Origin of the sequence: Pseudomonas sp. SMV7 (assembly GCF_052041995.1) — a bacterium.
GTDB lineage: Bacteria > Pseudomonadota > Gammaproteobacteria > Pseudomonadales > Pseudomonadaceae > Aquipseudomonas.
The window spans coordinates 38,697-65,427 of sequence record NZ_JBKGGT010000020.1; the positions used below are offsets into that span (position 1 = coordinate 38,697).

The following is a 26,731-nucleotide window of genomic DNA, read 5'->3' on the forward strand; positions in this document are numbered from 1 at the left end:
TCCATTCATATTGCCTGTGCCGGCCATTTCGCGGATGAACCCGCTCCCACAGGTACTGCACAGACCATGAAATTTGTGCGGTCCCTGTGGGAGCGAGTTTACCCGCGAAGAGGCCGGTGCAGGAGTCAGTCGACCCCGACAAAGCCCCCGGTCTGGTGATGCCACAAGCGGGCATACAGGCCTTGCTGCGCGAGCAGTTCACTGTGGCTGCCACTCTCGACGATCCGCCCCTGGTCCAGCACCACCAGCCGGTCCATCCGCGCGATGGTCGACAGCCGGTGGGCAATGGCGATCACCGTCTTGCCCTGCATCAGCGTCTCCAGGCTTTCCTGGATGGCGGCCTCGACTTCCGAGTCCAGCGCCGAGGTCGCCTCGTCCATGATCAGGATCGGTGCATTCTTCAACAGCACCCGGGCAATGGCGATGCGCTGGCGCTGCCCGCCCGACAGCTTGACCCCACGCTCGCCCACGTGGGCATCGAAGCCGGTGCGGCCCAGTGCATCCGACAGCTGCGGGATGAACTCGTCAGCCCGCGCCCGGCGCACCGCTTCGAGCAATTCGGCCTCGCTGGCACCCGGGCGGCCGTACAGCAGGTTGTCGCGAATCGAGCGGTGCAGCAGCGAGGTGTCCTGGGTGATCATGCCAATCTGCGCGCGCAGGCTGGCCTGGCTGACCTGGGCGATGTCCTGGCCGTCGATGAGGATGCGCCCGCCCTGCACGTCGTACAGCCGCAGCAGCAGGTTGACCAGGGTCGACTTGCCCGCCCCGGACGGCCCGATCAGGCCGATCTTCTCGCCCGGGCGAATGTCCAGGTTCAGCCCTTCGATCACGTTGGCCGCCTGGCCATAGTGGAAATCCACGTCATCGAAGCGTACCGCGCCGCGGCTGACCCGCAGCGCCGGTGCGTCGGGCGGGTCGGTGACGGTAACCGGCTGGGCGATGGTCTGCAGGCCGTCCTGGACCATGCCGATGTTCTCGAAGATGCCGTTGACCACCCACATGATCCAGCCCGACATGTTGACGATGCGGATCACCAGGCCGGTGGCGAGGGCGATGGCGCCGACCGTGATCAGCGACTGGCTCCACAGCCACAGGGCCAGGCCTGTGGTGGTGACCACCAGCAGGCCGTTGAGGGTGGTGATGACCACGTCCATGCTGGTGACCACGCGCGCCGCCAGCTGGGTTTTCTCGGTCTGTTCGCGGATTGCTTCACGGGCGTATTGCTGTTCGTGGTCGGTGTGGGCGAACAGCTTGAGGGTGGCGATGTTGGTGTAGCCATCGACGATACGGCCCATCAGCTTGGAGCGCGCGTCGGAGGAAACGACCGAACGTTCCTTCACCCTGGGCACGAAGTAGAACAGCGCGGCGATATAGCCGACGATCCACAGCAGCAGGGGCAGCATCAGGCGCCAGTCGGCTTCGGCGAACAGCACCAGCGAAGTGATGGCGTAGATCAGCACATGCCATAGCGCATCCACCGCCTGCACGGCGGAGTCGCGCAGCGAGTTGCCGGTCTGCATGATGCGCTGGGCGATACGCCCGGCGAAGTCGCTCTGGAAGAAGTTCAGGCTCTGCTTGAGCACGTAGGTGTGGTTCTGCCAGCGGATCAGGCTGGTCATGCCGGGGGTGATGGTCTGGTGCACCAGCAGGTCGTGCAGGCCGAAGAACAACGGCCGCAGCAGCAGGATCACCACCAGCATCCAGACCAGCTCGCCACTGTGCTCACTGAAGAAGTTGGCGTTGGGCGTGCCCTGGGCCAGGTCGATGATGCGGCTGAGGTAGCTGAACATCGCCACCTCGATCAGCGAGGCGAACAGGCCGACCACCAGCAGGGCCAGGAAGCTCGGCCAGACCTGGCGCAGGTAATACAGGTAGAACGGCCATACCCGGCTGGGGGGCGCTTCGCTCGGCGCGTCGCGAAAAATGTCGATCAGTTGTTCGAAACGGCGGTACAGCATGGGTGACGACACTCCTGTTCCATCCGACCCCAGGCGGTTTCACATCCCTGTGCAGCCTGTGGTCAGTCGATGCGCTTGGCCGACTTGATGTACACCGGGTCGGCCGGTACATCGCCCATGCCTTTCTTGATGGTGGTCGGCGATTTGACGATCTTGTCGACCACTTCCATACCCTTGGTCACCTTGCCGAACACGGCATAACCGGCGTCACGGCCCGGGTTGAGGAAGTCGTTGTCGGCAACGTTGATGAAGAACTGGCTGGTGGCCGAGTTCGGGTCCGAGGTGCGCGCCATCGACAGGGTGCCGCGGGTGTTCTGCAGGCCGTTGCTGGCTTCGTTCCTGATCGGGTCCTTGGTGGGTTTCTGCACCATCTGCTCGGTGAAGCCGCCGCCCTGGACCATGAAGCCCGGGATCACGCGGTGGAAGATGGTGTTGTTGTAGAAGCCGCTGTCGACATAGCTGAGGAAGTTCTTGGTACTGATCGGCGCCTTCTCGGCATTCAGCTCGATTTCAACCAAGCCGAAGCTGGTGTCCAGCACGACGTGCGGGGTCTTGTCGGAGGCCATGATGCTTGTGGCGAAGGCGACCGAGCAGGCGGTGAGCAGAAGTTTTTTCAGCATGGGCTCAAAGATCCTTGAGAGGTGGAAGCGGCTGCAAGGAATTGCAGCAGGGTCTGGTTGAAGACCTCGGGTTGGTCGAGGGGCGTAGCGTGCCGGGAATCGTCGATGACCACCAGCCTGGCGTGGGGCATCAGGGCGACGTAGCGTTGTTTCAGTTGTATCGGCGTGTAATCGTGGTCGGCGGCGATCACCAGGGTAGGACAGTGAATCTGCCCGATGCGTTCCTGCACGCCCCAGTCGACGATGGCGTCGAAGCTCTTGAGGTAGGCGCGTTTGTCGTTGCGTGCCCAGCGCCTGGCCATTTCCTGACGCAGTTCGGCCTGCTCGGGCTTGGGGAACAGCCGTTCGGCCAGGCCCTTGCCGACGGTCTCGACACTGAGCAGGCGCGCCAGGCCCCAGCGCTTCAACCACCAGGCCCAGTCACTGCGGGTGCGGCGCTTGACCTCGGGGGCGCTGTTGACTATGCACAGGCTGCGCAGCCATTGCGGATGGTCGACGGCGAACTGGAAGCCGACCATGCCGCCCATGGACAGGCCGACGAAGTGCACCGGGCCGGTATGCAGGTGTTCGAGCAGGGCCAGCAGGTCGGCACTGAAGGTGGCGATCTGGTAGCCGTCGCGGGGCTTGTCGGAACGGCCATGGCCGCGAATGTCCATCAGGATGACCTGGTAGTGGCGGCTGAGTGCCGGCACCTGCATCTCCCAGTCCTGGCAGCTGGAGCCCAGGCCATGCAACAGCACCAGCGGTTGGCCGTGGCCATGAACCTGGTAATGCAGTGCGCATCCTTCGTGTTCGAAATAGGCCATGGGCGCGGTCCTCTCAGGCTTGTGCGGGGGCTGCGAAGGGCACGTCCAGTGGCGCGGTGTCGAAATTGCGCAGCAGGTCGATGAGGATCTGCGTCGCCGGGCCCAGGGTCTTCTCTTTGCTGGAATAAAGGTAGAACAGTGGGTGGCGGCTGCCACCCTGGTCCAGCGGCAATGGCTTGAGCACGCCTTCGCGCAGCTCGCGCTCGATCATGTGCCGGGGCAGCCAGGCAAAGCCCAGGCCACTGCTGACGAAGGTGGCGGCGGTGCCCAGGCTGCCGACCGTCCAGCGCTGTTCGGCACCGAGCCAGCCGACGTCGCGCGGCTGGGCGCGGCCGGAGTCGCGGATCACCACCTGCAACTGGCTTTCCAGGTCCTGGAAGGTGAGCTCGCGGCCCAGGCGGTGCAGGCTGTGTTCCGGGTGGGCGACGGCGACGAACTCCACCGCGCTCAGTTCGGCACCCAGGTAGCCGCCGATGCTGTAGCTGCTGATGGCCAGGTCGGCGATGCCTTCGTGCATTACTTCCTCGACCCCGGACAGTACTTCTTCACGCAGGCGCACCCGGCAGCCACGGCTCTGCGGCATGAACGCAGCCAGGGCGCGCACCAGGCGGGCGCTGGGGTAGGCGGCGTCGACCACCAGGCGCACCTCGGCCTCCCAGCCCTGTTCCATGTGGTGGGCGAGGTCTTCGAGCTGGCTGGCCTGCTTGACCAGGTGGCGCGAGCGGCGCAGCAGCACATTGCCGGCCTCGGTGAGCACGGCCTTGCGGCCATCGATACGCAGCAGCGGCACGCCCAGTTGCTCCTGCATGCGCGCCACGGTGTAGCTGACCGACGACTGTGAGCGGTGCAGTGCCTCGGCGGCCTGGGCAAACCCGCCGTGATCGACCACTGCCTGCAGGGTTCGCCACTGGTCAAGGGTTACGCGCGGCGCTTTCATGTTTCGCTCCTGTTGTCCTAAGCTGCGCTCTTTCAAGGAGAGCGGCCCATGAAGAAATGTTGTGCGGCAATACTGATGTGCCTGCCCCTCGGGGCCATGGCTTATCCCATCGATGTGGAGAAGGAACTGACCGGGGTCAAGCTCGACTACACCGCCTACGACACGGCTTACGACATTGGCGCCATCACCCTGAACAACTATGGGCAAGTGCCGGCAGCCTGCAAGGTCACCTTCCGCAATGGCCCGGAGGCACCACGGGTGCGGCGGGTAAACGTACCGGCCGGTAAAAGCGTCGATGTCACCGCCAAGTTCAACCGGCAGATCATCAAGCTGCGGATCGCCTTGAACTGCAGCGCGGAATAAACTGATAAATCGATTGATTGAACCCACTTTTTACGCTTTTTTATCGATAGGTCAAGCCTTAATCTCCCCTCCATCGAATCGCAACCCTTTTTGCCGATGGAGGCACCCCATGTCCCGCGTACTGATCATCGAAAGCAGCGCCCGCCAGCAGGATTCCGTTTCCCGCCAGCTGACCGGTGATTTCATCCAGCAATGGCAGGCCGCCCACCCGGCCGACCAGATCAGCGTGCGTGACCTGGCGGTGAACCCGGTGCCGCACCTGGACGCCAACCTGCTGGGTGGCTGGATGAAACCCGAAGAGCAGCGCAGTGCCGCCGAGCTGGAGGCCCTGGCCCGCTCCAACGAGCTGACCGAAGAACTGCTCGCCGCCGACGTGCTGGTGATGGCTGCGCCGATGTACAACTTCACCATCCCCAGCACGCTGAAGGCCTGGCTGGACCACGTGCTGCGTGCCGGCATCACCTTCAAGTACACCCCCACCGGCCCACAGGGCTTGCTGACTGGCAAGCGTGCCATTGTCCTGACGGCCCGTGGCGGCATCCACGCCGGCGCCAGCAGCGACCACCAGGAACCGTACCTGCGCCAGGTCATGGCCTTCATCGGTATTCACGAGGTCGACTTCATCCACGCCGAAGGCCTGAACATGAGCGGCGAGTTCCACGAGAAAGGCGTGAACCAGGCCAAGGCCCGGCTGGCAGCGGTGGCCTGAGGCGCAACGAATTCCCAACCCTGACACCTGGTTTTGCTCCTTTGGGTGTACCTGCCCGGCCATTGGCCGGGCTTTTTTATGTCTGTGCACATGCGCTCTGCTGTGGCTCTGTGTAGGAGCGGCCTTGTGTCGCGAAAGGGCTGCGAAGCAGCCCCGGCGATTTGTGCTGCTGTGCTGAGATCCTGGGGCTGCTTCGCACCCCTTTCGCGACACAAGGCCGCTCCTACAAAGACCGCGTGCGCTGCCGTCCTTACATTGCTCATGGTTGAACTCATCCCCCGCAACCCGCTAAGGTCGCGCCCTTGATCCCCGAGAGGCACCCATGGGCTACCTGATAATCGTCGCGCTGATCCAGGCGTTTTCCTTCAGCCTGATCGGCGAGTACCTGGCCGGGCACGTCGACAGCTACTTCGCCGTGCTCGCGCGCGTGGTGCTGGCTGGCCTGGTGTTCCTGCCACTGACCCGCTGGCGCCAGGTCGAACCGCGCTTCATGCGCTCGATGCTGCTGATCGGCGCGCTGCAGTACGGCATCACCTACGTCTGCCTGTACCTCAGCTTCCGCGTGCTTACCGTCCCGGAGGTGCTGCTGTTCACCATCCTCACGCCATTGCACGTGACCCTGATCGAAGATGCCATGAACCGCCGCTTCAACCCCTGGGCCCTGGCGGCAGCGCTGGTGGCGGTGGCCGGTGCTGCGGTGATCCGCTTCGATACCATCAGCGGCGAGTTCTTCATCGGCTTCCTGCTGCTGCAACTGGCCAACTTCACCTACGCCGCCGGCCAGGTGCTGTACCGCCACCTGGTCGCACGCCACCCCAGTGACCTGCCGCACTACAAGCGCTTTGGCTACTTCTACCTGGGCGCGCTGATCGTGGTGTTGCCAGCGTTCCTGCTGTTCGGCAACGCCCAGCACCTGCCGAGCACCGACGTGCAGTGGCTGGTGTTGCTGTTCCTCGGCCTGTGCCCGACGGCACTAGGCCTGTACTGGTGGAACAAGGGCGCCTGCCTGGTTTCCGGCGCGACGCTGGCGGTGATGAACAACCTGCATGTGCCGGTTGGGTTGCTGCTGAACCTGCTGATCTGGAACCAGCACGAGCCATTGGGCCGGCTGTTGCTCGGCGGGGCGGTGATCCTGGCGTCGGTGTGGATGAGCCGCCTGGGTAGCCTGCCGCTATCGGGCAAGGCATGGCGCAGCTAGCTATGACGCGTTCGTTACTGAACGCGAAAGCCGTCGGTGGCTACCCGATAATCAAAAAAATAAAAACCGGAGACCGGCGTGAAGCTAGAAACGCGAAGTATCGAATTTGTCCCACACGCTGAGCGTTATGGTACGCCCAAACGGTTGTTCACCATCTGGTTCAGCTCCAACTTCCAGATCACCGCCCTGATGGTCGGCACCTTGGGCGTCGCCTCGGGGCTGAGCCTGGGCTGGACCTTGCTCGGCCTGTTGGTCGGCAACCTGATCGGCACCGTGTTCATGGCCGCGCACTCTGCCCAGGGCCCGCACCTGGGCGTGCCACAGATGATCCAGAGCCGGGCCCAGTTCGGCGTCCACGGTGCGGCGCTTCCGCTGTTGGTGATGGTCACCGCCGCCGTCCTGTTCCTCGCCGCCAGCGGCGTGCTGATGCGCAATGCCCTGCAGGCCCTGGTGCCGATGAGCGATGACCAGGCCATCGTGGTGGTCGGGGTACTGACCTTTGTCATCGGCTTTGTCGGCTACGAACTCATCCACCGCCTGGGGGCCTGGATGAGCCTGTTGTCCACGCTGGTGTTCGTCGGCGCCCTGGTGCTGATCCTGCTGCACCCTGGCGACATGGCGACCACGACGGCGGTGAGTACCGGCTTTTCGTTCACCGCATTCAACCTGATCGTGGCCCAGTCGGCCTCGTGGACGCTGGGCTATGGCCCCTATGTGGCCGACTACTCGCGTTACCTCCCGGCCAACGTCAACCCGCGCGCGACGTTCTGGGCCACCTACTGCGGTTGTGCGCTGGGCTCCTTCGCCATGATGGCACTGGGCGCGCTGGTGGCGGTGGAACTGCCCTCGGCACTGGGCCATGACCCGGCCACAGCCATCGCCGCCCTGTTTGGCCCGTGGGCGCCGTTGGCGCTGGCAGTGATCGCGCTGGGGGTGATCCAGTACAACGTCCTGTGCCTGTACAGCGCCTACATGTCGTCGGTCACGATCTTTGGCGCGTTCAAGACCATCCGCCGCGTGACTGCGACGGCCAAGGCCCTGGTAATGGCCGGCCTGACCGCAGCGGCAACGGTGATCGCCATCGCCACCCAGTACAATTTCGATACGTTCTTTGCCGACATCCTGATCGGCCAGCTGTACCTGCTGATCCCATGGAGCGCGATCAACCTGGTGGATTACTACTGGGTGTGCCGTGGCGACTATGATGTTGGGGCGCTGTATGACGCCAAGGGGCGTTACGGCTGCTTCAATCGGCGGAGCCTGGCGGTGTATGCGGTGTCGATCATCGGTACCATCCCGTTCATGAAGCTGTCGTTCTATACGGGCTTCGTGGCTGAGTGGCTGGGGGCGGACATTAGCTGGGCGATGGGGTTGATCCTGGCTGGGGCGTTGTATTGCATGGTCCATGGCCGTGAGAACAAGCCACTGTTGGCAACAAGGAATGTGCTTCCCTGATGCGGCCTTGAAAAGGGCAGGGGCTGCAAAGCAGCCCCGGCACTCTCAAACCTCGTTCATTTCTTCAAGGCGGCGCGGCATTGGCTCTGGCGTCGCACGCCCCGCCAACCCCACCCGCATGTCATTGCCACTTGGCTGCTGGTACAAGCTCAGCCCAAACTCCGGCAACACCGCCAGCAAGTAATCGAAGATATCCCCCTGGATCCGCTCGTAATCCGTCCATACTGTGGTCGTGGTAAAGCAGTAGATTTCCAGCGACACACCCTCGGCGGTGGTCTGCATCTGCCGCACCATGCAGGTCATGTTCGGAGCATCTCAGCCAGTAAAACCGGGCAAGAGGAGAAAAAGGTGCTGTCTGGAATTTTTTAGGCAAATATGGACAGCTGCTGAGCCGAGTGACAAGAGCATTCACGGCCATCCAGGCAGATTGGAAGTTCACCCAAAAACTTGCAGCGGGGTCGTAGCTCAAGCACTCTGTAATCGGTAGGTATAGGGCGTGGCCTGTGGCACGGCTGTCGTGAACCAAGCCCACAGAACCTGGTCTTGGCCCTGCGGGCTTCCATCCTCACGCCTGCGCGCTGCGCTTGCTGAGCCGCTTCGCGGAAAATGCGACTGTCTGAACCTAGTGCAGTGTGGCCGCTTGGGATGCTAGGCGCAGCGTACTCGCAAAGCTCACCCACTAGGAGTAGAGGTTTTTCTTCACAGCTTGCAACCTGGGGAAGCGAAATTTCGTAATTGCGTGCGAAACTTTGGCGCTCGCCTTCCGACATTACCTGAATGTCTGTGTAATGCTTGCTGTCGTCGTATTTAGCCAAGTGTATAAGGCAGCCCAAATCGGCTGGGTCAGCATTTCCATTTTGCTTGGAAATTACAATTATTAGTCCTGGCTCCTGAGTGAACTGAAATTGAAAGCCAGGGATAGCCCTGGCTTAGTGTGTTAATCATGGCGTTCTGTTTGAGGTCTCGTTACACGCCAGCAACTGTCGCCTGCAGGTGGGTGTAGCTATCGACGAATCGTTTGTACTTATGCGCGCCACTGGTATAGGGAGCGTATTTTTTAGGAGCTGTGTCACTGACACAGGTTGGCACCACGTCGACCACTGCATCGAAGTCCAGATCAATGAAGAATGGCAACGAGTAACGATCCACGCCGCTGGTATTGATGACCCGGTGCATTGTGGAAATGTAGCGATCATTGGTTAAGGTTTGAACCAGGTCACCAATATTTACAATGAAAGTGTCTGGCACGGGTGGGGCGCTGACCCACTCGCCCTCTCGGTTCTGAACTTGCAGTCCGCCGTTCTCGTCCTGTGACAAAATGGTCAGAAAACCGTAATCGGTATGCGCACCAATACCTATTTCTTTTAAGGTGATCTTTCCGAATTGCGGAGGGTAATGAAGCAGACGCTGAATAGTAATGGGTTTTTGCTGCAGCTTCTCGAAATAGTCCGCTGGAAGGTCAAGGCTCAGGGCAATAGCGCTGATGAGCTTACGCGCCAGTTTCAGCATCTCTGAATGATAACGCTCCATAATTTGCGTGAACGCTTGGGGCGAGTCGGGCATAAGGTTCGGCCCAAAAAATGGCGAAACCATTTCCTCTGACTTGGCAAAATCGAAGCACTCTTTAAAGTCTTTAGTATTTTTAGGATCGACATTCTCCCCATACATCGGGATGTAGCCACGCAATGTCGGCCCGGATTTCACAATGTTCAGCTGGTTTTTGACGTCGAAAGGCTGGCTGAAGAAATCTTTTGAAAGTCGGTATACGTCCTCGACTAGGGATGAGGGGACGCCATGGTTCTTGATGTACAAAAAACCGACCTTTTGACATATGTCACCGATTTTTCTCGCGACCGAGCTAACGTCGCTACCGTCTAGCAAAGGAGCTATGTCAACAATAGGAATCTCATGAAATGAAGTAGATTTGCTAGCCAAGCAGCTTTCGATGGTTTGCATCACGGTATTAACCTCATCTAATTGGGGTGGGTTTGACCGTTAGCTTCTGCTTAAGCGTACCGACGAGCTATAACAAAGGCGAAGAAAATTATAATTTTTTCTCGCTGCGTAAGCGACCCGGGGAGACTCCATACACCTCACGAAAGCGCTTGGTGAAGTAGCTCTGCGAGGAAAATCCGGTTGCTTGGGCAATGTTGGCTATCGCCAGGGAAGTGTCTTCGATCATCGTTTTGGCATGTCGCAGACGCATCTGCAGATAGTAATTGATCGGCGTGGTGTTCTCGTGGGTACGAAATGTTTGTTCCAACGTCCTCACGGTGGTACCGATCTTGTGTGCTAGAACCTCAATGGTAAAAGGCGTTTCAACATTGGCCTCCATCATTTCTATGGCCGAGCCAAGGCTCGGTGACTTCATTCTCAGTTCGAGATAGCGACGTGCTGCCTGCACTTCATCGTGGCTTCTGATCCTGTCTTGGCAGAATTGGCGAGACACACTAAGCGCAAAATCGGCACCGTGATCCTGACTGATTATGTACAGCAACATATCCAGAGCCGTGGTGCCGCCCTGGCAAGTGAAGATTCCATCATTTACAGTGAAGATACTTTCTGAAACGATAGTGGATGGATAGAGTTCCTTGAAGGCAGACATTTGTTCACTAAACAATGTACAAACCCTACCCCGCAATAGCCCAGCTTTGGCCAGAATAAAACTGCCGCTGGAAAGAGACGCAAGCCTGCAGCCAGTCTTTTTTAGTGTGCGCAGCTTGGCAAGTAATGCAGGGTTGTCATGATATGCAGCTTGCTTGTATGCACATACGAATAATAGATTGCACCCCTCGATATCCCCCAGGTCGCTTGAAACTTTGATGGGGATGTAATTTGAAGTAAGCACTTCGTTCGCGTTCGGGTCTAGGCCGCCACTATAGACGTTATAGTCATAAGCGGTGTACCCCAGTAGATGGTTGGAAACGCTGAGCGCCTCGACCGCAAGAGAGAAGGAGGTCAGCGCGAAACCTGGGAGCAGAATAAAACCCACTCGCCTTGCTTGGCGTTGGGCTGGCGGCTTATGCATGGGGATAGAGATCTCTGGCGCAATGTTTTAATCAAGCGAAGGATACTCCCATAGCCGTTATAGCCGGCTAGAAGCTTGATTGACAGTACTGTAAATATCGTATTCTAGCAATGCGTTTGCTGTACGGGTGTCATTAGGATTCAAAATGGTGTCATACCAGAAGCTTAATCACCGGTTCTTCGGCTGCATCAGCCTCAGGGATAAGGCAGACGACTCGCGCCTGATTCCGGGGCACTCCAACGCTGCAGCGAAAGCAATTTAATTGCATGCTTTCGGTAGCGTCAGGCGCTCCCATAGCAGAAACTTCCAGGCACGCAACTCATCTTTTCATAACAAAACCGAATGCTTTGCCGTGAGAAAATGTTACTGTATCTGGTGCTCTTATCGGGCTACGGCGCAGGTAGTCCACGTCGTCCGCTTGCGCGCCTGCATGATGATAAGTTAGGTGCGCTGCGTGATGCATTGACTCCTCTTGTCGAGCGGGAAACTTCCGCCCTATGATCGCTGGACAAACTGACATTAAAGAAATGTTAAATATTTTACTTTTGGAAGGGGAGGAGGGTGGCCACGCCGCTTGGATAAGGCGGCATGGGAACGCTCCTTGGCGGACAGGGTGTTCATCGCTATACGGTTCGCCGGTCTCTCCGCTGCTGGTCAGATCGTTCTGGGCGATCAACATTGCATAACCCTGTGCCTTGGAAGCTTCCTCGCTGAATCTGATGCGTGCCCCTCAAGTTGAGGGGGGGCTGCAGCGGAGCCAAGCAAAAGCAGCTCTGTCATCCAGCGAAGTTTTCTGCCAATGTTCGCTGCGGCGCTGATTTGAGCGTCGAATCATGTCGGGACGTTGCATGACACAAAAAGAGGATGGCAGCGCTCACCGCGGCTACCGGCGGATCATTCCGTCTATGACCGCGCTCCTAGAATTCGAAGCGGTTGCCCGTAACGGCAGCATTACCTTGGCCGCTCGGGAGTTAGGGGTGACTCAAGCAGCTGTGAGCAAACAGATTCGAATCCTTGAGGACAGCATCGGCGTTCAACTCTTGCAACGTCTCCACCGAGGCGTTCGACTGACCAGTGAGGGCCAGACATTGTTTGCTGTGATGTCTGAATCACTGCAGAAGGTTGCGGCGGTGTTCGATCGTCTCTCAGGGGGTAATGATGAGCAGCAATTAGTGCTCAGTACCACTGCGACTTTCTCGCATCTGCGCGTTATGCCACGTTTGAACAGCCTCCAAGCTGCCATGCCACATATACGTTTGCGCCTCGCCACACAGATGTTTACCGGTGATCTGCGAAGCCATGACGTTGACTTGATGGTGCGTTATGGCAACGGTAAATGGGCAGACGGCAGCGCTCTGCATCTGTTTGATGAAGAGGTTTTTCCAGTGTGCTCTCCTGCCTGGCTAGCTCGAAATTCAGTGCCATCGAAAGTGGAGGAGCTCTACAGTGCTGATCTGCTCGATGCGGAGGCCACTACTGAGGGGTGGATGACGTGGCCAACATGGTTCCGCGCGTTGGGTGTAACTCCACCCAAGCTTCACTATCGGCTGCACTGCCAGCTGTACACAGATACGATCCAAGCAGCACTTCACGGGCATGGGGTTGCCTTGGGCTGGGGGCGGATGCTCGACCATCTATTGGCATCGGGCGAGTTGGTGCGATTGACGGATTTCGTGATAAAGCCCCAGGAAGCTTATTACCTGGTAGTGCCCCAGGGGCGCGATACTACGAAAACGATCCTGGGTCTTGCGGAGTGGTTACGCAGCTAGTAGCCAGCTGCTTCGTTTGTAGCTGAGAGCAGCACGCTGCTGTCTGTAAAACGTGATGATCTTGATCCCGGTGTCGGGCAAGGGCTCTGCGATAGCATGTCATATAGCGATCGCAGAGCGGCAGGGCTAGTCGCGCAGGAAGCTGTTGTCGAAAGGGTAACGCGTCAAGAGTTCGTAGCCGGTCTCTGTCACCAATAACTGGTTCTCCAACTTGATACCATCGCGTCCACCCACCTCGCCAATATAGGCCTCCACGCAAAGGGCCATGCCCGGTTCCAGCACGCCTTCGTAGCCATACGACTCCAGGTCTTCGGGATACCGAATGCACGGATATTCGTCACAAAGCCCGACGCCATGGAACATGACGCCGTAACGTTGCTCTCGGCAAGACTCAGGAAGTCGATGGCCGTTGGCAGTGAGCTCGGTGAATTTGACACCCGGCTTAATCATCTCGATGTTTTGAGTGATGTGATCGTGGGCGATCCGATACAACCGTTTCTGCTCAGCGGTAGGTGGCAAACCTCCGCAGATCCAGCTACGTGACATGTCGACACACATGCCATACACGCCGATCAGGTCTGTGTCGAAAGACAGCAAGTCACCATCGCTCAATACTCGCGGCCCCGACTCTTGGAACCATGGGTTGGTGCGCGGCCCAGAGCTTAGAATCCGAGTTTCGATCCATTCACCTCCGCGACGTATATTGCCTGCATGTAGCACCGCCCAGACATCGTTCTCTGTCATCCCCGCGCGCATTGCCTGATGCATTTCCGCCACGGCGGCTTCGCAAGCGGCCACTGCGCAGCGCATGGCTTTGATTTCATCGGGGCCTTTGATCACCCGAGCTAACTCAGTGGCTTCCTGGCCGCTGAACAGCTGAATCCCCAACGCGTCCAATGCCCGGACACCAGCCAATTCAATCCGGTCTACTGCGAGGCGGCGGTTCGATCCTGCATGCTGACGCAGGATGTCGTCGAGCTGCATTGCAAATCGTCGGGCATGTTCATCCGTGCGATCGCCTGTTTCAAAGTAGAAGAAAGAAGCCCCGCTGCGAAGTTCGCTCACCAGCGGCAGATGAGCGCTGAGGTGATCACAGCCATGGAAATCCCAGAGCACGACATGGCCACTTGCTGCAATGAAACAGGCACGCGCCGGGTTATGGGTCGTCCACAGCTGCATGTTTGTAGTGTCGGTGGCATAACGGATATTGAGTGGATCAAACAGCAATATCCCGCCCAGGTCACGCGCGACAAGTTGTTCACGAATGCGCTGTAGTCGGTACTCACGCATCCTTGGCAGATTTGGCGCTTCCAGGCCCAGCGCACGCCATTCGGCAAAAGCCAGAGGCGTGGGGCCGATCTCAGTCCGGTCGTTATCGTCGACAGAGCCGTCTGCCTTCAGGGCTGCGGCCCGCTGCCGAGCAGGGTCAATGCGTCTTTTATCAGGGGAAATCGAAAAGGGTGCCGACATCACCGTCTCCAAGCAATGCGCGTGGTTCGCACATAAACGATCAAGGGTTCTGGGCATAGCGGAAACTGAAGGCAGCCAGGCTGCCTCCAGATGTGTATCACTTGTTGGCTTGTGTAGCGGCGGCACGGGCAGCTTGGAGCCATTCGTCAAACTGTTGCCGATGTGCAGCTATCCACTGGGTGGCATGACCACGGATGGCTTCAGGACTTTTCTCGCCTTGTTGCATTTTCATGTTCTGGGCACTTTCATCTGCGGTGCTGATGGTCATGACAGACAAGAACTTCAGTGCAGCTGGATTTTTTTCAGCAAAGTCTTTGTTCAGTACCGCGCGCACGGTGTCTACAGCAAACCCGAGGTTTTTCCCATTGTAGGTAGTGTCAACGTCATTGTTCCCGCCAGGAAGGTCAGTTTTCGGAACCTCCAGCCATACAACATCTTTATCCTCCACAAGAACATTCGCGATCCATTGCGGTACCCATGTGAAGTAGAGGATCGGCTTCCCTTCTTTGTACCGAGTAATGGTGTCTGCCATCAGTGCGAAATAGGAACCTTGGTTTACATGGACAGTTTTCTCAAGCCCGTATGCCTTCATTTGGTGGTCAATGATCAGTTCACAACCCCACCCTGGATTACAGCCGGTCAGGTCTGCTTTTCCATCGCCGTCAGCGTCGAACAGCTTTGCAATCTCGGGTTTCTTCAGATCGGTGATGTATTTGATGTTGTGCGCTTGTGCCGTCTTTTTGTCGATTAGATAGCCTTGAAGAACACCAGGCATGATTTGGCCAGTCTTGACCATCACATCGTCGCCACCGGCTTGCGTGTAAAATTTATCGTGCAGCTTGTCCCAAAGATGCACAGTGAAATCAGCGTCACCGTTGGCGAGTGCCATCATCATTACGCCGTAATCTGTTTCTTTGGGCTCTTGAACTTTGTACCCGAGTTCGCGTAAGCCTTGCACGGCGATCTCGCCTCGAAAGCGTTCCTCGGCAATCGATGGGAAAATAGGAGTGACTTTCACGCCATCGCCGGGGGAGACTGAGGCGGCACTGGCGCCGATTGCAGCAGCTCCGAAGAAAAGCGCAGTTGCAAATTGCAGAACGCGGTGGGGAACAGTAATTGTAAACATTATGACTCCTTAACCGAGACCGTACGTTTCAACGCTTAGGCAGTTTTATGATGCGCAGTCGATTTCCGTTTGCCAAAAAATCTAAGTACAACGCCGATTGGGCCGGTTTGATACCATTTCAGGCTAGGATCTGAATTGGTACGGGCCCCCATAGCTTGGGTAAGACGATCCAGGAAAATGGCTAGCAACACCAGGCCAACGCCTCCCACCGTGGCGAGGCCCATGTCGAGGCGACCAATCCCTCTAAGTACCATTTGCCCTAAACCACCCACAGAAATCATGGATGCGATTACTACCATCGAAAGGGAAAGCATCAATGTCTGATTGAGCCCGGCCATGATGGTGGAGGTGGCCAAAGGCAACTGTACGCGAACCAGCATTTGCCGGGGCGTGCAGCCGAACGCGCGGGCTGCTTCGATTTTGTCGTCGGGTACTTGGCGAATACCTAGGTTCGTCAGGCGCACCAGCGGAGGTAGTGCAAATACGATAGTTACTAGAACGCCAGGAACGTTACCGATGCCAAACAACATGACCACAGGGACAAGATAAACGAAAGCTGGCAAGGTTTGCATGGCGTCAAGCACTGGCCTGACTACACGCTCAAGTCGGTCGCTTCGGGCACACAATATCCCAAGCGGAATGCCAATAACGGCACAGAAAAATACTGAAGTTAGAACCAGGGCGAGGGTCGTCATCGACTCCGACCAGACACCGATGAGTCCGAGTAACGTCAGGGTTACAAAGCAAAGCAAAGCCATCCGCTGTCCTGCCAGCTGCCAACCTAGCAGGCTAGACAGGAGAATACCGATGGTAGGAGGTATGCTCTGTAGACACCATTCAATGCCGTTCAGCACATGATCGATTGGCCATCGAATTGCCCTGAAAAAATCCCTAAAGTTGTGCACAAGGAAATTCAGGGTGCTCGTTACCCAATCGCCGAGAGGGATAACGGTGGCCTGGAAGGGATCCAGAAAACTAAAGTCAGACATTTCGACAATCCTCATAACGCACTTCGCAGTTGTAGCAATTGCGAGCTTACATTTTTGATCGATTAATTCAGTGGCTGCCCAAAGTCTGCAGGAGCTGATTTTTTGAAAGCGTTCCCTTCAAGGATCCATTTCGATCCAGAACTGGCACAGGGTATGGTAACGTGGCCGCGATACTTAGTACCTCATGCAGGGGGGTATCCAAGTACACGGGCTGCTGCTCATGCTGGGAATAGTGAGTTGTTGAACTATCGTCTACAACGCTAACCAACTGGCCTTGATCATTCAAAAGGTACCCAAAGCCGATGCCCGGTTTAAATGACTTGGGCGCTTCTACGTGGCAAGTAGAATCAGGGTCAAGGCGGGCCAAATCACCCGCTTTGAGGATCTTGGAACTATCAAATCCTTTGAAAAATGTTCTCACGTAGTCGTTGGCTGGCTGGCTGATAAGTTCTTGAGGCGTGCCGATCTGGATAACACGCCCACCTTCCATGATTGCGATACGATGCCCGATGCGAATCGCCTCTTCGATATCATGAGAAATGAAGATGATCGTTCGCTTCTGCTCAGCCTGCAATTTAATCAGTTCACCCTGCATCTCACTACGGATGAGCGGATCAAGCGCTGAAAAGGCTTCGTCCATCAAGAGAATGGTTGGATCGTTAGCCAGCGCCCTTGCTAAGCCAACACGCTGTTGCATGCCGCCGGAAAGCTGGTGAGGGTAACTGTGTTCTTGTCCGGAAAGTCCAACCTGTTGGAGTGCCTCCTTGGCACGTCTCTGGCGCTCCGACTCGTTTACACCAGCGATTTCTAAACCAAAGGCGGTGTTTTCGAGAACACTCATGTGAGGCATCAATGCGAAAGACTGGAAGACCATGCCCATTTCTTTACGGCGTACATCCAAGAGCTCTTTATCAGTAAGGCCTGTAATTTCTCGACCGTTCAGATAAATTTTTCCGGAGGTAGGTTCAATCAGACGATTGAATAGTCTAACCATCGTGGATTTGCCAGACCCTGACAGACCCATGATTACAAAGATTTCGCCACGCTTCACTGAAAAGGTAGCGTCAAATACTCCGATAACTTGGCCCGTTTTTTCGAAGACTTCTTTCTTGCCAAACCCTGCCTCGACCAACTGCATAGCTTCAGCCGGATGCGATCCAAAAACTTTATAGATATTTTTGATCGAAAGAATTTCGTCGGTATTGGTCATGACTTCCCTCCTAATTTCGTTTTAGGGGATACGGTGGCTTCGGGATTCGAAGGGCGTATAGATTCGGGGAGGCAGTACCAAAGGGGTGGCTTAGACATGGCGGCTTCCTGGGTTTTTTATTCTTGTGGCCCCAGATGGGCTTTCCTAGAATTTATGCGCATCCGGCCTCAACGACCATCAACATTTATCGACCGAAACGCATAACGTGGGGTTATCACTCAGGCGGGCTTTGAGAAGCATAACTCTAGACGTGTGCGTCAGCCTTTAACGCCGAATCACTGGGTGGCTTACATGGCCCTGGTTTGGAGGGCCCGCCACCGCCTGCGTGGGGCGGGGCGGGTATGGTGGTGCTCCGTCAGAGCCCCACCGTTGCTGCTCTTTCAGTAGACATAGACGGATGATCTCAAGGATCTTTGTCCGCTCAGGCCTAGCTAACTCGTTAAGGCCGTATTACTGCTTCACCGGCCTTAGTGTCCATTCTGAAGACGTTTTGACCGTGTCCAGCCTGGGCGACTTTTGCGAAGAATGACTTACAAATTTTTGGGCTGGAGCTGGCCTGCCTTGACAGGTGGACGCTTTGCACATGGAGCGGAAGTTTCGCTGAGCAGCTTGCCCTTGGTCTCGGGTGCGAGGAAGTAAGTAACGATCAAACCGAAGAGACTGACGCCGCCGGCGATCAGCACCGTGGTCGTGACTCCGTAGGTTTCCATGCTGATCGGTAGCAGGAAGGTGCCTGCCGCTGCGCCAACGCGTGAAGCAGCCGTAGCGAAACCAACCCCTACACCGCGAATCTCTGTTGGGAATACTTCACCCGGGTAGACGCCGGTGAGGGTCGTCGAAACAGCGTTTGCCAACGAGAAGGTAAGGAAACAGACAACTGTGACCACCGGCGACACGTTCCAGAAGAGTGCGACGATGAACAAGGCGACTGTGGCGATGGCGAAAGGCGGGATCGCCAATTTGCGGCGTCCCACTTTTTCGATCAGCGCCACCGCAATCAGGGTGCCACCCACCGCGATCGCATTGATAGCCAGGCCTCCGGTAAGACCGTCTTCAAGCCCCAGGTGCTCCAGCACGGTAGGTACGAAAGTACCGATGGCAAAGTAGGGGGTCACGAGGCAGATCCAGAATACCGAGACGAATATCGTTGCCTTGGCGTAGTCAGGAGAGAACAGGCTGGCGAACCCGAGCTTCTTGCCTTCGTACTTCTTACCCAAGTCAGCTCGCTCATCAGGCGACATGTACTCATCGGCAAGCGCGAGGGCCTCTTCTGTTCGCCCTTTGCTCATTAGCCAACGCGGAGACTCTGGCGTGCCCAGACGAGCGAGCAGAACGATTACGGTCGGGATGGTGCTTAGTCCCAGGATAACGTTCCAGTTCGCAGTGTCGGAGATCGTAAGGGCCCAGCCAATGGCATACGAAGCGAGATAGCCCACATACCAGCCGACCTCTTGAACGCAAAGGAGCTTGCCACGCAGACGCGCGGGTGCGAACTCTGCCAGCAGTGGCCAGCCGATGGCGTAATCAGCGCCGATGGCAACCCCCATCAGCAGGCGGACGGCGAAGAGCTGCCAAGCCTCAGTGACAAAAAATTGTAAGATCGACCCTACCAGAAAGATCGTCAGGTCAATCGTGAACATGGGCTTGCGGCCAATCTTGTCAGCCAGGTAACCGCCCAGGGGGCCTCCCAGGAAGATGCCAATGAGCGCGGATGCCCCGATCAAGCCTTGCCAGGCAAGCGAGAGCTCCAAGTCGTTTGTGATCGCCGGCATGACGATGCCGATGGCGCCGAGAATGAAACCATCAATCAGCATGCCGCCCGAAATCAGGGTGGTCAGTTTGATGATGAACTTACGCTGTTTATCGGACATGGCCTTCGCAGGCTGTGTTACGTGGTTGGACACAAATACATCTCCGCATTGTTTTTATCGTTGGATGATTTGAGCGCGGGCTGCTTCAGCCGGCGTTTAGCAGTTTTCTCAAGCGCTGGTGGGCATTCGACTCAGCGGTCGAATTTGAATGCCTTGTTCACCTAAGCGGTCGCAGGTAACTAAACGAACAGTAAGGGAAGGGCCACTGCCCACATGAGGCAGTGGCCCTTGGGGTGCCGAACTCCGTCAGAACAGCACCGGTACTGCTCTTTTACGAAGCGTTGATCCAGATGGTCTTCAGCTCCGTGTACTGGTCGTGGGCCCAGATGGACTTGTCGCGTCCACCAAAGCCAGACTCCTTGTAGCCACCGAACGGTGTGGTGACATCGCCCTCGCCGAAGCAGTTCACGGTGACAACGCCGGCGCGGATTTCTCGCGACAGGCGCAGCGCATTGCGCAAGCTGCCGGTGTAGGCCGAAGCGGCCAGCCCGTAAACGGTATCGTTGGCCAGCTCGATCGCCTCGTCGATGGTCTCGAAGCTGGTCACGCTCAGCACCGGGCCAAAGATTTCCTCGACGAACAGCTTGTTGTCGCGGCCAACATTGTCGACGATGGTCGGCTGCACGAACACGCCTTCCTCGGTTTCGCCGCCTTGAACAATGCTGAGGTTCTGCTCGGCAGCGTATTCCAGATACGATTTGACCTTCTCAAAGTGCGACTTGCTGACCATGGCGCCCAAGCGGTTGTCCGGGTCGAGCGGGTCGCCCAGCTTCCAGTCCTTCAGGTGCTTGGCGATCAGGCTCAGCAGCTCGTCCTTGACGTCCTTGTGGACGATCAGGCGGGAGGAGGCCGAGCAGTTCTCGCCCATATTCCAGAACGCACCGGCGGTAACGAACTGGGCCACTTCATCCAGGTCTTCGCAGTCATTCATCACTACTGCGGGGTTCTTGCCACCCAGCTCCAGGACGATGCGCTTGAGGTTGGACTCTGCGGCGTATTTCAGGAACAGCCGGCCGGTGTCGGTGGAACCGGTGAAGCTGACCATCGGGATGTCCATGTGGCGACCGATGGCTTCGCCGACTTCACGGCCACCGCCTGGCACCAGGTTGAACACGCCCGCAGGAATGCCCGCCTCATGCGCCAGTTCGGCCACGCGCAGGGCGCTGAGGGTGGTTTCCTTGGCCGGCTTGACCACGATCGAGCAACCGGCCGCCAGCGATGGGGCGATTTTCCAGGCCAGCATCAGCAGTGGGAAGTTCCATGGCAGCACCAGGCCGACCACACCGATGGCTTCACGCACCACCATGGTCACGGCAGCATTGCCGGTCGGGGCAGTGGCGTCGTAGATCTTGTCGATGAGCTCGGCGTGCCAGCGAATGGTGTGGATGGTTTCCGGCACGTCCACCGTCTGGCACTCGCTGACTGGCTTGCCGCTGTCCAGGGCTTCAAGCACCGCCAGCTCGTGGGCGTTGTCTTCGAGCAGCTGGGCGAACTTTTGCAGCACGTGCTTGCGGTCGTTCGGTTGCATCTTCGACCAAGTGCCTTCTTCGAACACGCGCTTGGCCGCAGCCACCGCCACGTTGACGTCGTTGACGTCGCAGGCGGCGATCTCGGCCAGCTGCTTGCCGGTGGCCGGGTTGGTAGTGACGAAGGTGCGACCGGAAATGGCATCGCGGAACTCACCGTCGATGAACGCCTGGGTGCGCAGCTGCAGGTCGGCGGCGATGGCCGCATATTGTGCCTTGCTCAGCAATTCAGCCATTTTTCCAGCCTCCTTATTTGATCTGGGCGATGGTGGCTTTCAGTTCGCTGACCACGCGCTGCAACTCTGCTTTCTCTGCAGCGTCCAGGTCGTAGAGCGGCTTGCGCACGCCACCCGTGCTCAGGCCGTTGAGGGCGACTCCGTACTTGATCGACTGGACAAACTTGCCGCCTTCGAGGAAGTCCATCAGCGGCATCATCGCGGCCATGATTTTGCGACCTTTAACGAAGTCCTTCTCGATCACACAGGCTTCGTACAGGGCGACGTGCTCACGCGGGATGAAGTTGGAACCGGCGCAGACCCAGCTCTTGGCGCCCCAGGCGAAGAATTCCAAGGCCTGATCGTCCCAACCGCAGGACAGCTGGATGTTCGGGCGCTTGATGGCCAGGCGGTGCAGCTGGGCCATGTCACCGGAGCTTTCCTTGATGGCGACGATGTTCTTCACGTCGGCAACGGCGTCGAAGAACTCCTCGCCCATGCTCACGCTCATGCGCCCTGGATAGTTGTAGAGCATGATCGGCAGGCCTGCGGCGGCGTCGACCGCTTTGACGTGCAGGGCAATCTCCTGCTGAGTGGGCAGTGCGTACGGCGGAGTGCCTACCAGCAGTGCGTCGGCCTTGATTTCCTTGGCGTGTTGAGCGAAAGCCACGGCGTCTTCGGTGCGGATGCCGCCGGTGCCGACGATCAGCGGCAGGCGGCCATTGAGCACGTCCTTGGCCTGGGCGGCCAGATCGATACGCTCTTGGGTGGTGTGGGCATAATACTCGCCGGTCGAACCGCCAATAATGATGCCGTGAACCCTTGAATCGACCAGGTATTCGAGTACCTCAGCGAAAGCCGCCTTGTCGATCGAGCCGTCCGCGGCGAGTGGGGTCACTGCAGGTGTGTAGATACCTTCGAATTTCATGATGCTGCTCCGATTATTATCACCACATAACACTCAATGCCCGACTTCCCCGCCAGGCACTGATTTCATTTAGCCAAGCGATGCTGCCTGTTGGAGGTTCAGCGAGCGTGTTTCTGGGGCCAGCATCCAAGACAGGAGCAGGCCGAAAAAGGTGATGCCTGCGGCCACGTACATGGTCTGTGCGATGCCAAGCGAAGCCAGGGACATGGGTACCAGGTAGGTTCCCACTGCTGCGCCAATGCGAGAGATCGAGGTGCCTGCGCCGACCGCGAAGGCGCGAATCTCGGTCGGGAAAATCTCGTTCGGATACACAAGCGTGAGAACCTGTGCACCCCCGATGAACAGCGCATAGATGGCGAAGAACGCCAGGATCCAGGCTCCGGCGTTGTCATCGGACGCTCCCAGGCCCAGCAAGGCGAGGCCCGATACCGCGAAACTGCAGAGCAGCAAATTGCGGCGCCCCACCACGTTGATCAGCTTGGTTGAAACCACGCACCCTACAACGAAGAAGAGGGTGATCAAAATCGACCCAATTGAAGCGCTATCGCCTTTGACTTGCATCGCTGCAAGCACTTTGGGAGCAAAGGCATAGACGGCAAAGAGGGGCACAATGCAGCACGTCCAGAAGACGATGATGAATAGCATCCGCTTGGAATAGCCCGAATAGATCAGGCTCCATACATTGATCTTGTAGTTTGGGCTTTCTTCTGGAAGGTTCTTCAAGCAGAAATCGTGGCCGTAAACACTTTTTACGACCTGTTCGGCTTCATGATCGCGTCCCTTGCTCAGCAGCCACCGTGGCGACTCAGGTGTGCCTACGCGGACGATGAACAGGGCTAGGCCGATGATCGCTGAACTGGCCAACACCCAACGCCAGGCTTCCTCACCACCTGTGCGCAATAACAGCTCACCTACGATGTAGGCAGCCGCAGCGCCTGCAAACCAAAGGATCGTCAGCATCGCGAGGCGTGGGCCGCGATACTTTTTTGGCATGAATTCCACCAGCAGCGATGTTGCGACGGGGTACTCAATGCCTACAGCGATGCCGATGACGAGGCGCAGAATAAAAATCGCTTCAGCTGAATTGGCCCAGAACTGAGCGATGGAGGCGAGAATAAAAAGGGTGGGCCCTACAAAAAACAACCGCTTGCGGCCTAGCCGATCAGTCAACCAGCCGCCAAGGAACCCGCCGAAAAAGATGCCAATCAATGCAGATGCGGCGATGAGGCCTTCCCAGAAGCTGTCCAGAGAAAGCGATATCGTAATGTGAGCCAAAGCCACACCGATGATACTCAGAACGTAACCGTCCACAAACGAGCCGCCACCAGAACGGAGCGTCAGTAACTTGTGGAACCGGTTAAGCGGTAAATCCTCGATTGAGGTACTAGGACTTGTCATTGTTCTCTCCTGATAAAAGACATTTTGAATGTTGGCAGCGCGACTCCGCGAAAAAAGGGGTCGGGAACCATCTCAAAAATTCAGTGAGCGATGGTTTAATTATTCTTGTTATGGAGCTAGGCCTGTACTTTGAATCTCCGCTTATGCTTCAACGCCCGCTTTGTATTGCCCCCACATTAGGTTCAGGTTCACGCCCATCGAGACCAATGGCTCGGGTGGGTTTGCGCATGGGCCGGGGGATCTCAGCAAAAACTCGATTAGTTCGTTACTTTCACCAGCAAGCCAGTCAGCCATCAGTTTTCCCGTAGCGGTTCCACGCGTTACGCCTAGGCCGTTGCAGCACAGAACCCCATAAACGTTCGGGGCCAACTGTCCAAAGTACCCCTCATGGTTCCGAGACAATGCGAGGGCGCCGCCCCAGGTATATTCGAGGTTGACGTTAGGAAGCATCGGGAACCGGCGCGCGAACGACTCGCGATGCCTTTTGACGAACCGCGCAGCGTACTTACTGTTGCTCCTGCCATCGGCGTTGAAGCTGAAACTATTGCGAATCAGGATGCGATTGTCGGGTGTCCGCCTGACAGTCGTACCGAACGGATCCGCTGGGATCACTCCCCAAAACGGTTTGCCTCCTAGCGCCGCCTGCTCTTCATCGGACAACGGACGGGTGAGGCTGCCGTATGTGAATACCGGTAGCATGCGGCCTTTCAAGAAGCCGAAATGCATGCCAAACGCGTTGTTGCTGAGGATCAGTTTGTTAGCTGTGATGGAGCCGTTCTGATGGCGAAGGACGACTTTTTCCCCGTATTCGACATCTGTAATGGGAGTGTTTTCATACAGCACGACATTGGCAGGGAGTGAGTCTGCCAAGCCTTTCACGAGCGCTGAAGGCTGAATAAGGGAGGTGCCCGGGGTGAAGAGTGCCTTGCGGTAGAAGCGGGTACCGATGTGCTCGGGCAACTCGTCTGCTTCAATCATCTCGTAGGGCTGTCCGAGCTTATCCAGGCCGCTGCGGTATGCGTTCAATACAGCAATACCTCGGGACTCCACGGCGGCTTGATATTTGCCGCAGTGCGTCATCTGACAGTCGATGTTGAACTGGCTAACCAGTTCCTTCAGAGCATTCTGACCGAACTGGTTGATCGTCATGGTCGTCTTCGCCACATCGATATCCCCGATGTAGTCATCCGCCCCGATGTCATGCGGCAGATCAATGGCAAAGCCTGCATTTCGACCCGAAGAGCCCAGCCCAACCTCTTGAGCCTCGATAAGTGCGATCTGATCGTCGGGGAAGTGCAGCGCGAGTTGTCGCGCAACGGCAAGACCGGTAAAGCCCGCGCCAACGATGGCCCACCGCACGCTGGAGGTGCCCTGGTGTGGGGGCTGGACAAGACGCCCTTTGCTCAAGTGGTACCATCCGCAGGTGTTGTCATCGGCTGGTAAAGAAGTGATTTTTGTCATTGTGGTGATCCTGAGATGTAGGCTTGAGCAAAACACTGACGATATTGATAGCGCGATCTCGACCAGATGGCCGTGCGGCATGCCACTCCCTTGACGACGCAGGTCTGCTCGCTACATCTCATAGCGGATCTCTTTAGAAGGTGGGTGCCCAAAAAAAGCTCTGTATGACCTGCTGAAATGCGTGCATGAGACAAAACCGCATGCAATCGACACATCAAAGATCGAGGTGTTGGAATTTTGTATGAGCCGGCGAGCTTCCGTGATTCTGAGTTGAAAGTAATACTTCTGAGCGGTAGTGCTCAGTTGATATTTGAATAGTCGTTGTATTTGCCGGACAGAAAGGCCTACGAGCTGGGCAAGCTGCACTTGACTAAGCGGTTCCTCAAGATTCGACTCCATCAGCGTGATAATCTCACGCAAGGGCTTGCTTACCTTGGGATGCTGAGGTTTTTGAAAAGACCGATGTTTGCTTTGATCAGAGTCAAGGGTATCCAAGACGGCATTAGCCAATTCGGCACGTACGCCATAACCCAGCCAGCGAATCATCATGTCAAACGCGCCACTTGGAGTAGCCGACGTCATACGGTTTCGGTCGAGTTCCAATGGTTCTTGAGATACATGGGCGTAGGGCGCCCGTTCAGCCAAGGCAGTGCGTTGCTCCGCATGTATAGCGCAGCGATAGCCATCAAGCAGCCCGGCAGCGCCAAGGTACCACGCGCCATTCCATAGGCCGCCGAGAGCGATAGGAAGCTTGGAGATCTTTTTAAGTAGTGACGATAGCCAACCAGGCAACGAGCGGGCAACCCGAAGGCCGCCGCATATAATAATAAGGTCGAGGTCGGATAGACGAAGGTCTGTGAGGGGGGTATCGGGACGGATGGGGATACCCAAGTCGCTCATGACTTCAGCGTGGTTGTGGCTGAACGTGTGTATGCGTACCGCGCCCTGAGAAATAAGATTTGCTGTGACCAGTACATCTAACGCCTGGGTAAAGCATGGCAAGGAGAAGTTTTCGAGCAAAAGGAAGCCCACTCGGGAGGGGGCACGATTGCCTCGCTCTTGAGTGATGAAACCCAAGTTGCGCTCGGCAAATGTACGGCTAAATTCTCTTGTAATTGTTTTCATTGGGGCACCTAGCAGCCCAAGCCAAATGCTTGATTTACTATTGTATTGACGTGCTCTACAGTCGATGAAACTAATTCATCAGATTGAGTGCTAGCTTATGACTGCACTATGACCACGTCCAACTACTTTTCTAGGCTTTTTTGGATAACGTGTCGTTATCAGTCCTGTTTTCAATGGAGGATGGTCAATGCGCTCAGCTCAAAGGCTTAATCACGCTGTGTAGTAAACGCAAGGCTGGACTCGCCGATTACGCTCTGGCTAAGTTTCGACTAAGTCTCTTCTCTAAATGTTCCCATAGCGCGTCCATCATGAAAACTGCACTGGAAGCATCACGGCTTGTCATTCGCCGTCCGTCAAACCGCCAGGATGCAGTTGACTTGCGTTCGTAGAGAGGTGGCTCAATAGTGAACCTGCCATCTCCGCTGACTATGCATTCATCGGTTAACCCAGCTGCTGCCAGATGATATGCACCATTCCATACTCCACCTAACAGGCGATTCGCCTTGGCCGTCTCACAGAGCTGCCCCATGAGTCTCGGGTCTAAGTTTAATCGGGCCTCCGAGCCACCC

Annotated in this window: 21 protein-coding genes and 1 pseudogene; 5 read left to right on the plus strand and 17 right to left on the minus strand. The window is 57.1% G+C overall.

Features of this window, described 5'->3' with window-relative positions; all coding sequences use genetic code 11:
* Positions 1-125: 125 nt before the first annotated feature.
* The 4 genes from ACLEJP_RS21085 to ACLEJP_RS21100 all read right to left on the minus strand — a co-directional run bounded on the left by ACLEJP_RS21085 (position 126) and on the right by ACLEJP_RS21100 (position 4,321).
* Positions 126-1,958: an ABC transporter ATP-binding protein gene (locus ACLEJP_RS21085; protein WP_440809504.1), complete on the minus strand. Its 1,833-nt coding sequence runs from the start codon at positions 1,956-1,958 to the stop codon at positions 126-128.
* Between the two features lie 62 nt (positions 1,959-2,020).
* Complete coding sequence (locus tag ACLEJP_RS21090; RefSeq protein WP_440809507.1) at positions 2,021-2,578, minus strand: peptidylprolyl isomerase; 558 nt, start codon at positions 2,576-2,578, stop codon at positions 2,021-2,023.
* Positions 2,572-3,384, minus strand: a complete 813-nt coding sequence (locus tag ACLEJP_RS21095; protein WP_440809510.1) for an alpha/beta fold hydrolase — start codon at positions 3,382-3,384, stop codon at positions 2,572-2,574. Before ACLEJP_RS21095 ends, ACLEJP_RS21090 begins: the two co-directional genes overlap by 7 nt.
* Positions 3,385-3,397: 13 nt before the next feature.
* A complete protein-coding gene (locus tag ACLEJP_RS21100) occupies positions 3,398-4,321 on the minus strand; it encodes a LysR family transcriptional regulator (protein WP_170031319.1) in 924 nt (307 codons plus the stop codon).
* 48 nt (positions 4,322-4,369) lie between these two features.
* Here ACLEJP_RS21100 and ACLEJP_RS21105 point away from each other — a divergent pair, with 48 nt between their 5' ends.
* From ACLEJP_RS21105 to ACLEJP_RS21120, 4 genes are all read left to right on the plus strand, one after another.
* Entirely contained in the window at positions 4,370-4,684 is a 315-nt protein-coding gene (locus ACLEJP_RS21105) for a hypothetical protein (RefSeq protein WP_012051530.1), read from the plus strand.
* A 109-nt stretch (positions 4,685-4,793) separates the two neighbouring features.
* Positions 4,794-5,393, plus strand: a complete 600-nt coding sequence (locus ACLEJP_RS21110; protein WP_440809513.1) for an FMN-dependent NADH-azoreductase — start codon at positions 4,794-4,796, stop codon at positions 5,391-5,393.
* A 322-nt stretch (positions 5,394-5,715) separates the two neighbouring features.
* Entirely contained in the window at positions 5,716-6,591 is an 876-nt protein-coding gene (locus tag ACLEJP_RS21115) for a carboxylate/amino acid/amine transporter (protein WP_440809516.1), read from the plus strand.
* Positions 6,592-6,669: 78 nt separating this feature from the next.
* A complete protein-coding gene (locus tag ACLEJP_RS21120; RefSeq protein WP_440809519.1) occupies positions 6,670-8,046 on the plus strand; it encodes a purine-cytosine permease family protein in 1,377 nt (458 codons plus the stop codon).
* Between the two features lie 45 nt (positions 8,047-8,091).
* Here ACLEJP_RS21120 and ACLEJP_RS21125 read toward each other — a convergent pair.
* From ACLEJP_RS21125 to ACLEJP_RS21135, 3 genes and pseudogenes are all read right to left on the minus strand, one after another.
* Positions 8,092-8,355, minus strand: a pseudogene (locus tag ACLEJP_RS21125) (mechanosensitive ion channel family protein); the annotation flags it as partial.
* A 657-nt stretch (positions 8,356-9,012) separates the two neighbouring features.
* Positions 9,013-10,002: an isopenicillin N synthase family dioxygenase gene (locus ACLEJP_RS21130; protein ID WP_440809521.1), complete on the minus strand. Its 990-nt coding sequence runs from the start codon at positions 10,000-10,002 to the stop codon at positions 9,013-9,015.
* 88 nt (positions 10,003-10,090) lie between these two features.
* Positions 10,091-11,038 (minus strand): GlxA family transcriptional regulator, encoded by a 948-nt coding sequence (locus ACLEJP_RS21135; RefSeq protein WP_440809523.1) that lies wholly within the window; start codon positions 11,036-11,038, stop codon positions 10,091-10,093.
* An 884-nt stretch (positions 11,039-11,922) separates the two neighbouring features.
* Here ACLEJP_RS21135 and ACLEJP_RS21140 point away from each other — a divergent pair.
* The gene (locus ACLEJP_RS21140) at positions 11,923-12,843 is read left to right on the plus strand and encodes a LysR substrate-binding domain-containing protein (protein ID WP_440809526.1); all 921 of its coding nucleotides are present in this window, start codon (positions 11,923-11,925) and stop codon (positions 12,841-12,843) included.
* A 126-nt stretch (positions 12,844-12,969) separates the two neighbouring features.
* On the opposite strand, the gene dddP is transcribed toward ACLEJP_RS21140, so the two are convergent.
* From dddP to ACLEJP_RS21190, 10 genes are all read right to left on the minus strand, one after another.
* Positions 12,970-14,313 carry a dimethylsulfonioproprionate lyase DddP gene (gene dddP, locus ACLEJP_RS21145; RefSeq protein WP_440809529.1) on the minus strand — a complete coding sequence of 448 codons (1,344 nt, stop codon included), beginning with the start codon at positions 14,311-14,313 and terminating at the stop codon, positions 12,970-12,972.
* A gap of 97 nt (positions 14,314-14,410) precedes the next feature.
* A complete protein-coding gene (proX, locus tag ACLEJP_RS21150; protein WP_440809532.1) occupies positions 14,411-15,439 on the minus strand; it encodes a glycine betaine/L-proline ABC transporter substrate-binding protein ProX in 1,029 nt (342 codons plus the stop codon).
* Between the two features lie 35 nt (positions 15,440-15,474).
* Entirely contained in the window at positions 15,475-16,428 is a 954-nt protein-coding gene (gene proW, locus ACLEJP_RS21155; protein WP_440809533.1) for a glycine betaine/L-proline ABC transporter permease ProW, read from the minus strand.
* A gap of 67 nt (positions 16,429-16,495) precedes the next feature.
* Positions 16,496-17,638: a quaternary amine ABC transporter ATP-binding protein gene (locus ACLEJP_RS21160; protein WP_440809536.1), complete on the minus strand. Its 1,143-nt coding sequence runs from the start codon at positions 17,636-17,638 to the stop codon at positions 16,496-16,498.
* 530 nt (positions 17,639-18,168) lie between these two features.
* Positions 18,169-19,542 carry an MFS transporter gene (locus ACLEJP_RS21165; RefSeq protein WP_440809538.1) on the minus strand — a complete coding sequence of 458 codons (1,374 nt, stop codon included), beginning with the start codon at positions 19,540-19,542 and terminating at the stop codon, positions 18,169-18,171.
* A gap of 238 nt (positions 19,543-19,780) precedes the next feature.
* Positions 19,781-21,271 (minus strand): aldehyde dehydrogenase, encoded by a 1,491-nt coding sequence (locus ACLEJP_RS21170; protein WP_440809541.1) that lies wholly within the window; start codon positions 21,269-21,271, stop codon positions 19,781-19,783.
* Between the two features lie 13 nt (positions 21,272-21,284).
* The gene (locus tag ACLEJP_RS21175) at positions 21,285-22,178 is read right to left on the minus strand and encodes a dihydrodipicolinate synthase family protein (RefSeq protein WP_060709122.1); all 894 of its coding nucleotides are present in this window, start codon (positions 22,176-22,178) and stop codon (positions 21,285-21,287) included.
* 69 nt (positions 22,179-22,247) lie between these two features.
* On the minus strand, positions 22,248-23,576 hold the full coding sequence (locus tag ACLEJP_RS21180; RefSeq protein WP_440809544.1) for an MFS transporter: 1,329 nt from the start codon (positions 23,574-23,576) through the stop codon (positions 22,248-22,250).
* 141 nt (positions 23,577-23,717) lie between these two features.
* The gene (locus ACLEJP_RS21185; protein ID WP_440809546.1) at positions 23,718-25,037 is read right to left on the minus strand and encodes an NAD(P)/FAD-dependent oxidoreductase; all 1,320 of its coding nucleotides are present in this window, start codon (positions 25,035-25,037) and stop codon (positions 23,718-23,720) included.
* A 111-nt stretch (positions 25,038-25,148) separates the two neighbouring features.
* Positions 25,149-26,162, minus strand: a complete 1,014-nt coding sequence (locus tag ACLEJP_RS21190) for a GlxA family transcriptional regulator (RefSeq protein WP_440809549.1) — start codon at positions 26,160-26,162, stop codon at positions 25,149-25,151.
* Positions 26,163-26,731 lie beyond the last annotated feature (569 nt).

Bases quoted from the DNA above. Each gene is read 5' to 3' on its own strand.
- dddP (WP_440809529.1), bottom strand. From the start codon at position 14,313: ATGTCGGCACCCTTTTCGATTTCCCCTGATAAAAGACGCATTGACCCT.
- ACLEJP_RS21090 (WP_440809507.1), bottom strand. From the start codon at position 2,578: ATGCTGAAAAAACTTCTGCTCACCGCCTGCTCGGTCGCCTTCGCCACA.
- ACLEJP_RS21100 (WP_170031319.1), bottom strand. From the start codon at position 4,321: ATGAAAGCGCCGCGCGTAACCCTTGACCAGTGGCGAACCCTGCAGGCA.
- ACLEJP_RS21095 (WP_440809510.1), bottom strand. From the start codon at position 3,384: ATGGCCTATTTCGAACACGAAGGATGCGCACTGCATTACCAGGTTCAT.
- ACLEJP_RS21110 (WP_440809513.1), top strand. From the start codon at position 4,794: ATGTCCCGCGTACTGATCATCGAAAGCAGCGCCCGCCAGCAGGATTCC.
- ACLEJP_RS21160 (WP_440809536.1), bottom strand. From the start codon at position 17,638: ATGACCAATACCGACGAAATTCTTTCGATCAAAAATATCTATAAAGTT.
- ACLEJP_RS21170 (WP_440809541.1), bottom strand. From the start codon at position 21,271: ATGGCTGAATTGCTGAGCAAGGCACAATATGCGGCCATCGCCGCCGAC.
- ACLEJP_RS21185 (WP_440809546.1), bottom strand. From the start codon at position 25,037: ATGACAAAAATCACTTCTTTACCAGCCGATGACAACACCTGCGGATGG.
- ACLEJP_RS21175 (WP_060709122.1), bottom strand. From the start codon at position 22,178: ATGAAATTCGAAGGTATCTACACACCTGCAGTGACCCCACTCGCCGCG.
- ACLEJP_RS21190 (WP_440809549.1), bottom strand. From the start codon at position 26,162: ATGAAAACAATTACAAGAGAATTTAGCCGTACATTTGCCGAGCGCAAC.
- ACLEJP_RS21130 (WP_440809521.1), bottom strand. From the start codon at position 10,002: ATGCAAACCATCGAAAGCTGCTTGGCTAGCAAATCTACTTCATTTCAT.
- ACLEJP_RS21115 (WP_440809516.1), top strand. From the start codon at position 5,716: ATGGGCTACCTGATAATCGTCGCGCTGATCCAGGCGTTTTCCTTCAGC.
- ACLEJP_RS21180 (WP_440809544.1), bottom strand. From the start codon at position 23,576: ATGACAAGTCCTAGTACCTCAATCGAGGATTTACCGCTTAACCGGTTC.
- ACLEJP_RS21105 (WP_012051530.1), top strand. From the start codon at position 4,370: ATGAAGAAATGTTGTGCGGCAATACTGATGTGCCTGCCCCTCGGGGCC.
- proW (WP_440809533.1), bottom strand. From the start codon at position 16,428: ATGTCTGACTTTAGTTTTCTGGATCCCTTCCAGGCCACCGTTATCCCT.
- proX (WP_440809532.1), bottom strand. From the start codon at position 15,439: ATGTTTACAATTACTGTTCCCCACCGCGTTCTGCAATTTGCAACTGCG.
- ACLEJP_RS21085 (WP_440809504.1), bottom strand. From the start codon at position 1,958: ATGCTGTACCGCCGTTTCGAACAACTGATCGACATTTTTCGCGACGCG.
- ACLEJP_RS21140 (WP_440809526.1), top strand. From the start codon at position 11,923: ATGACACAAAAAGAGGATGGCAGCGCTCACCGCGGCTACCGGCGGATC.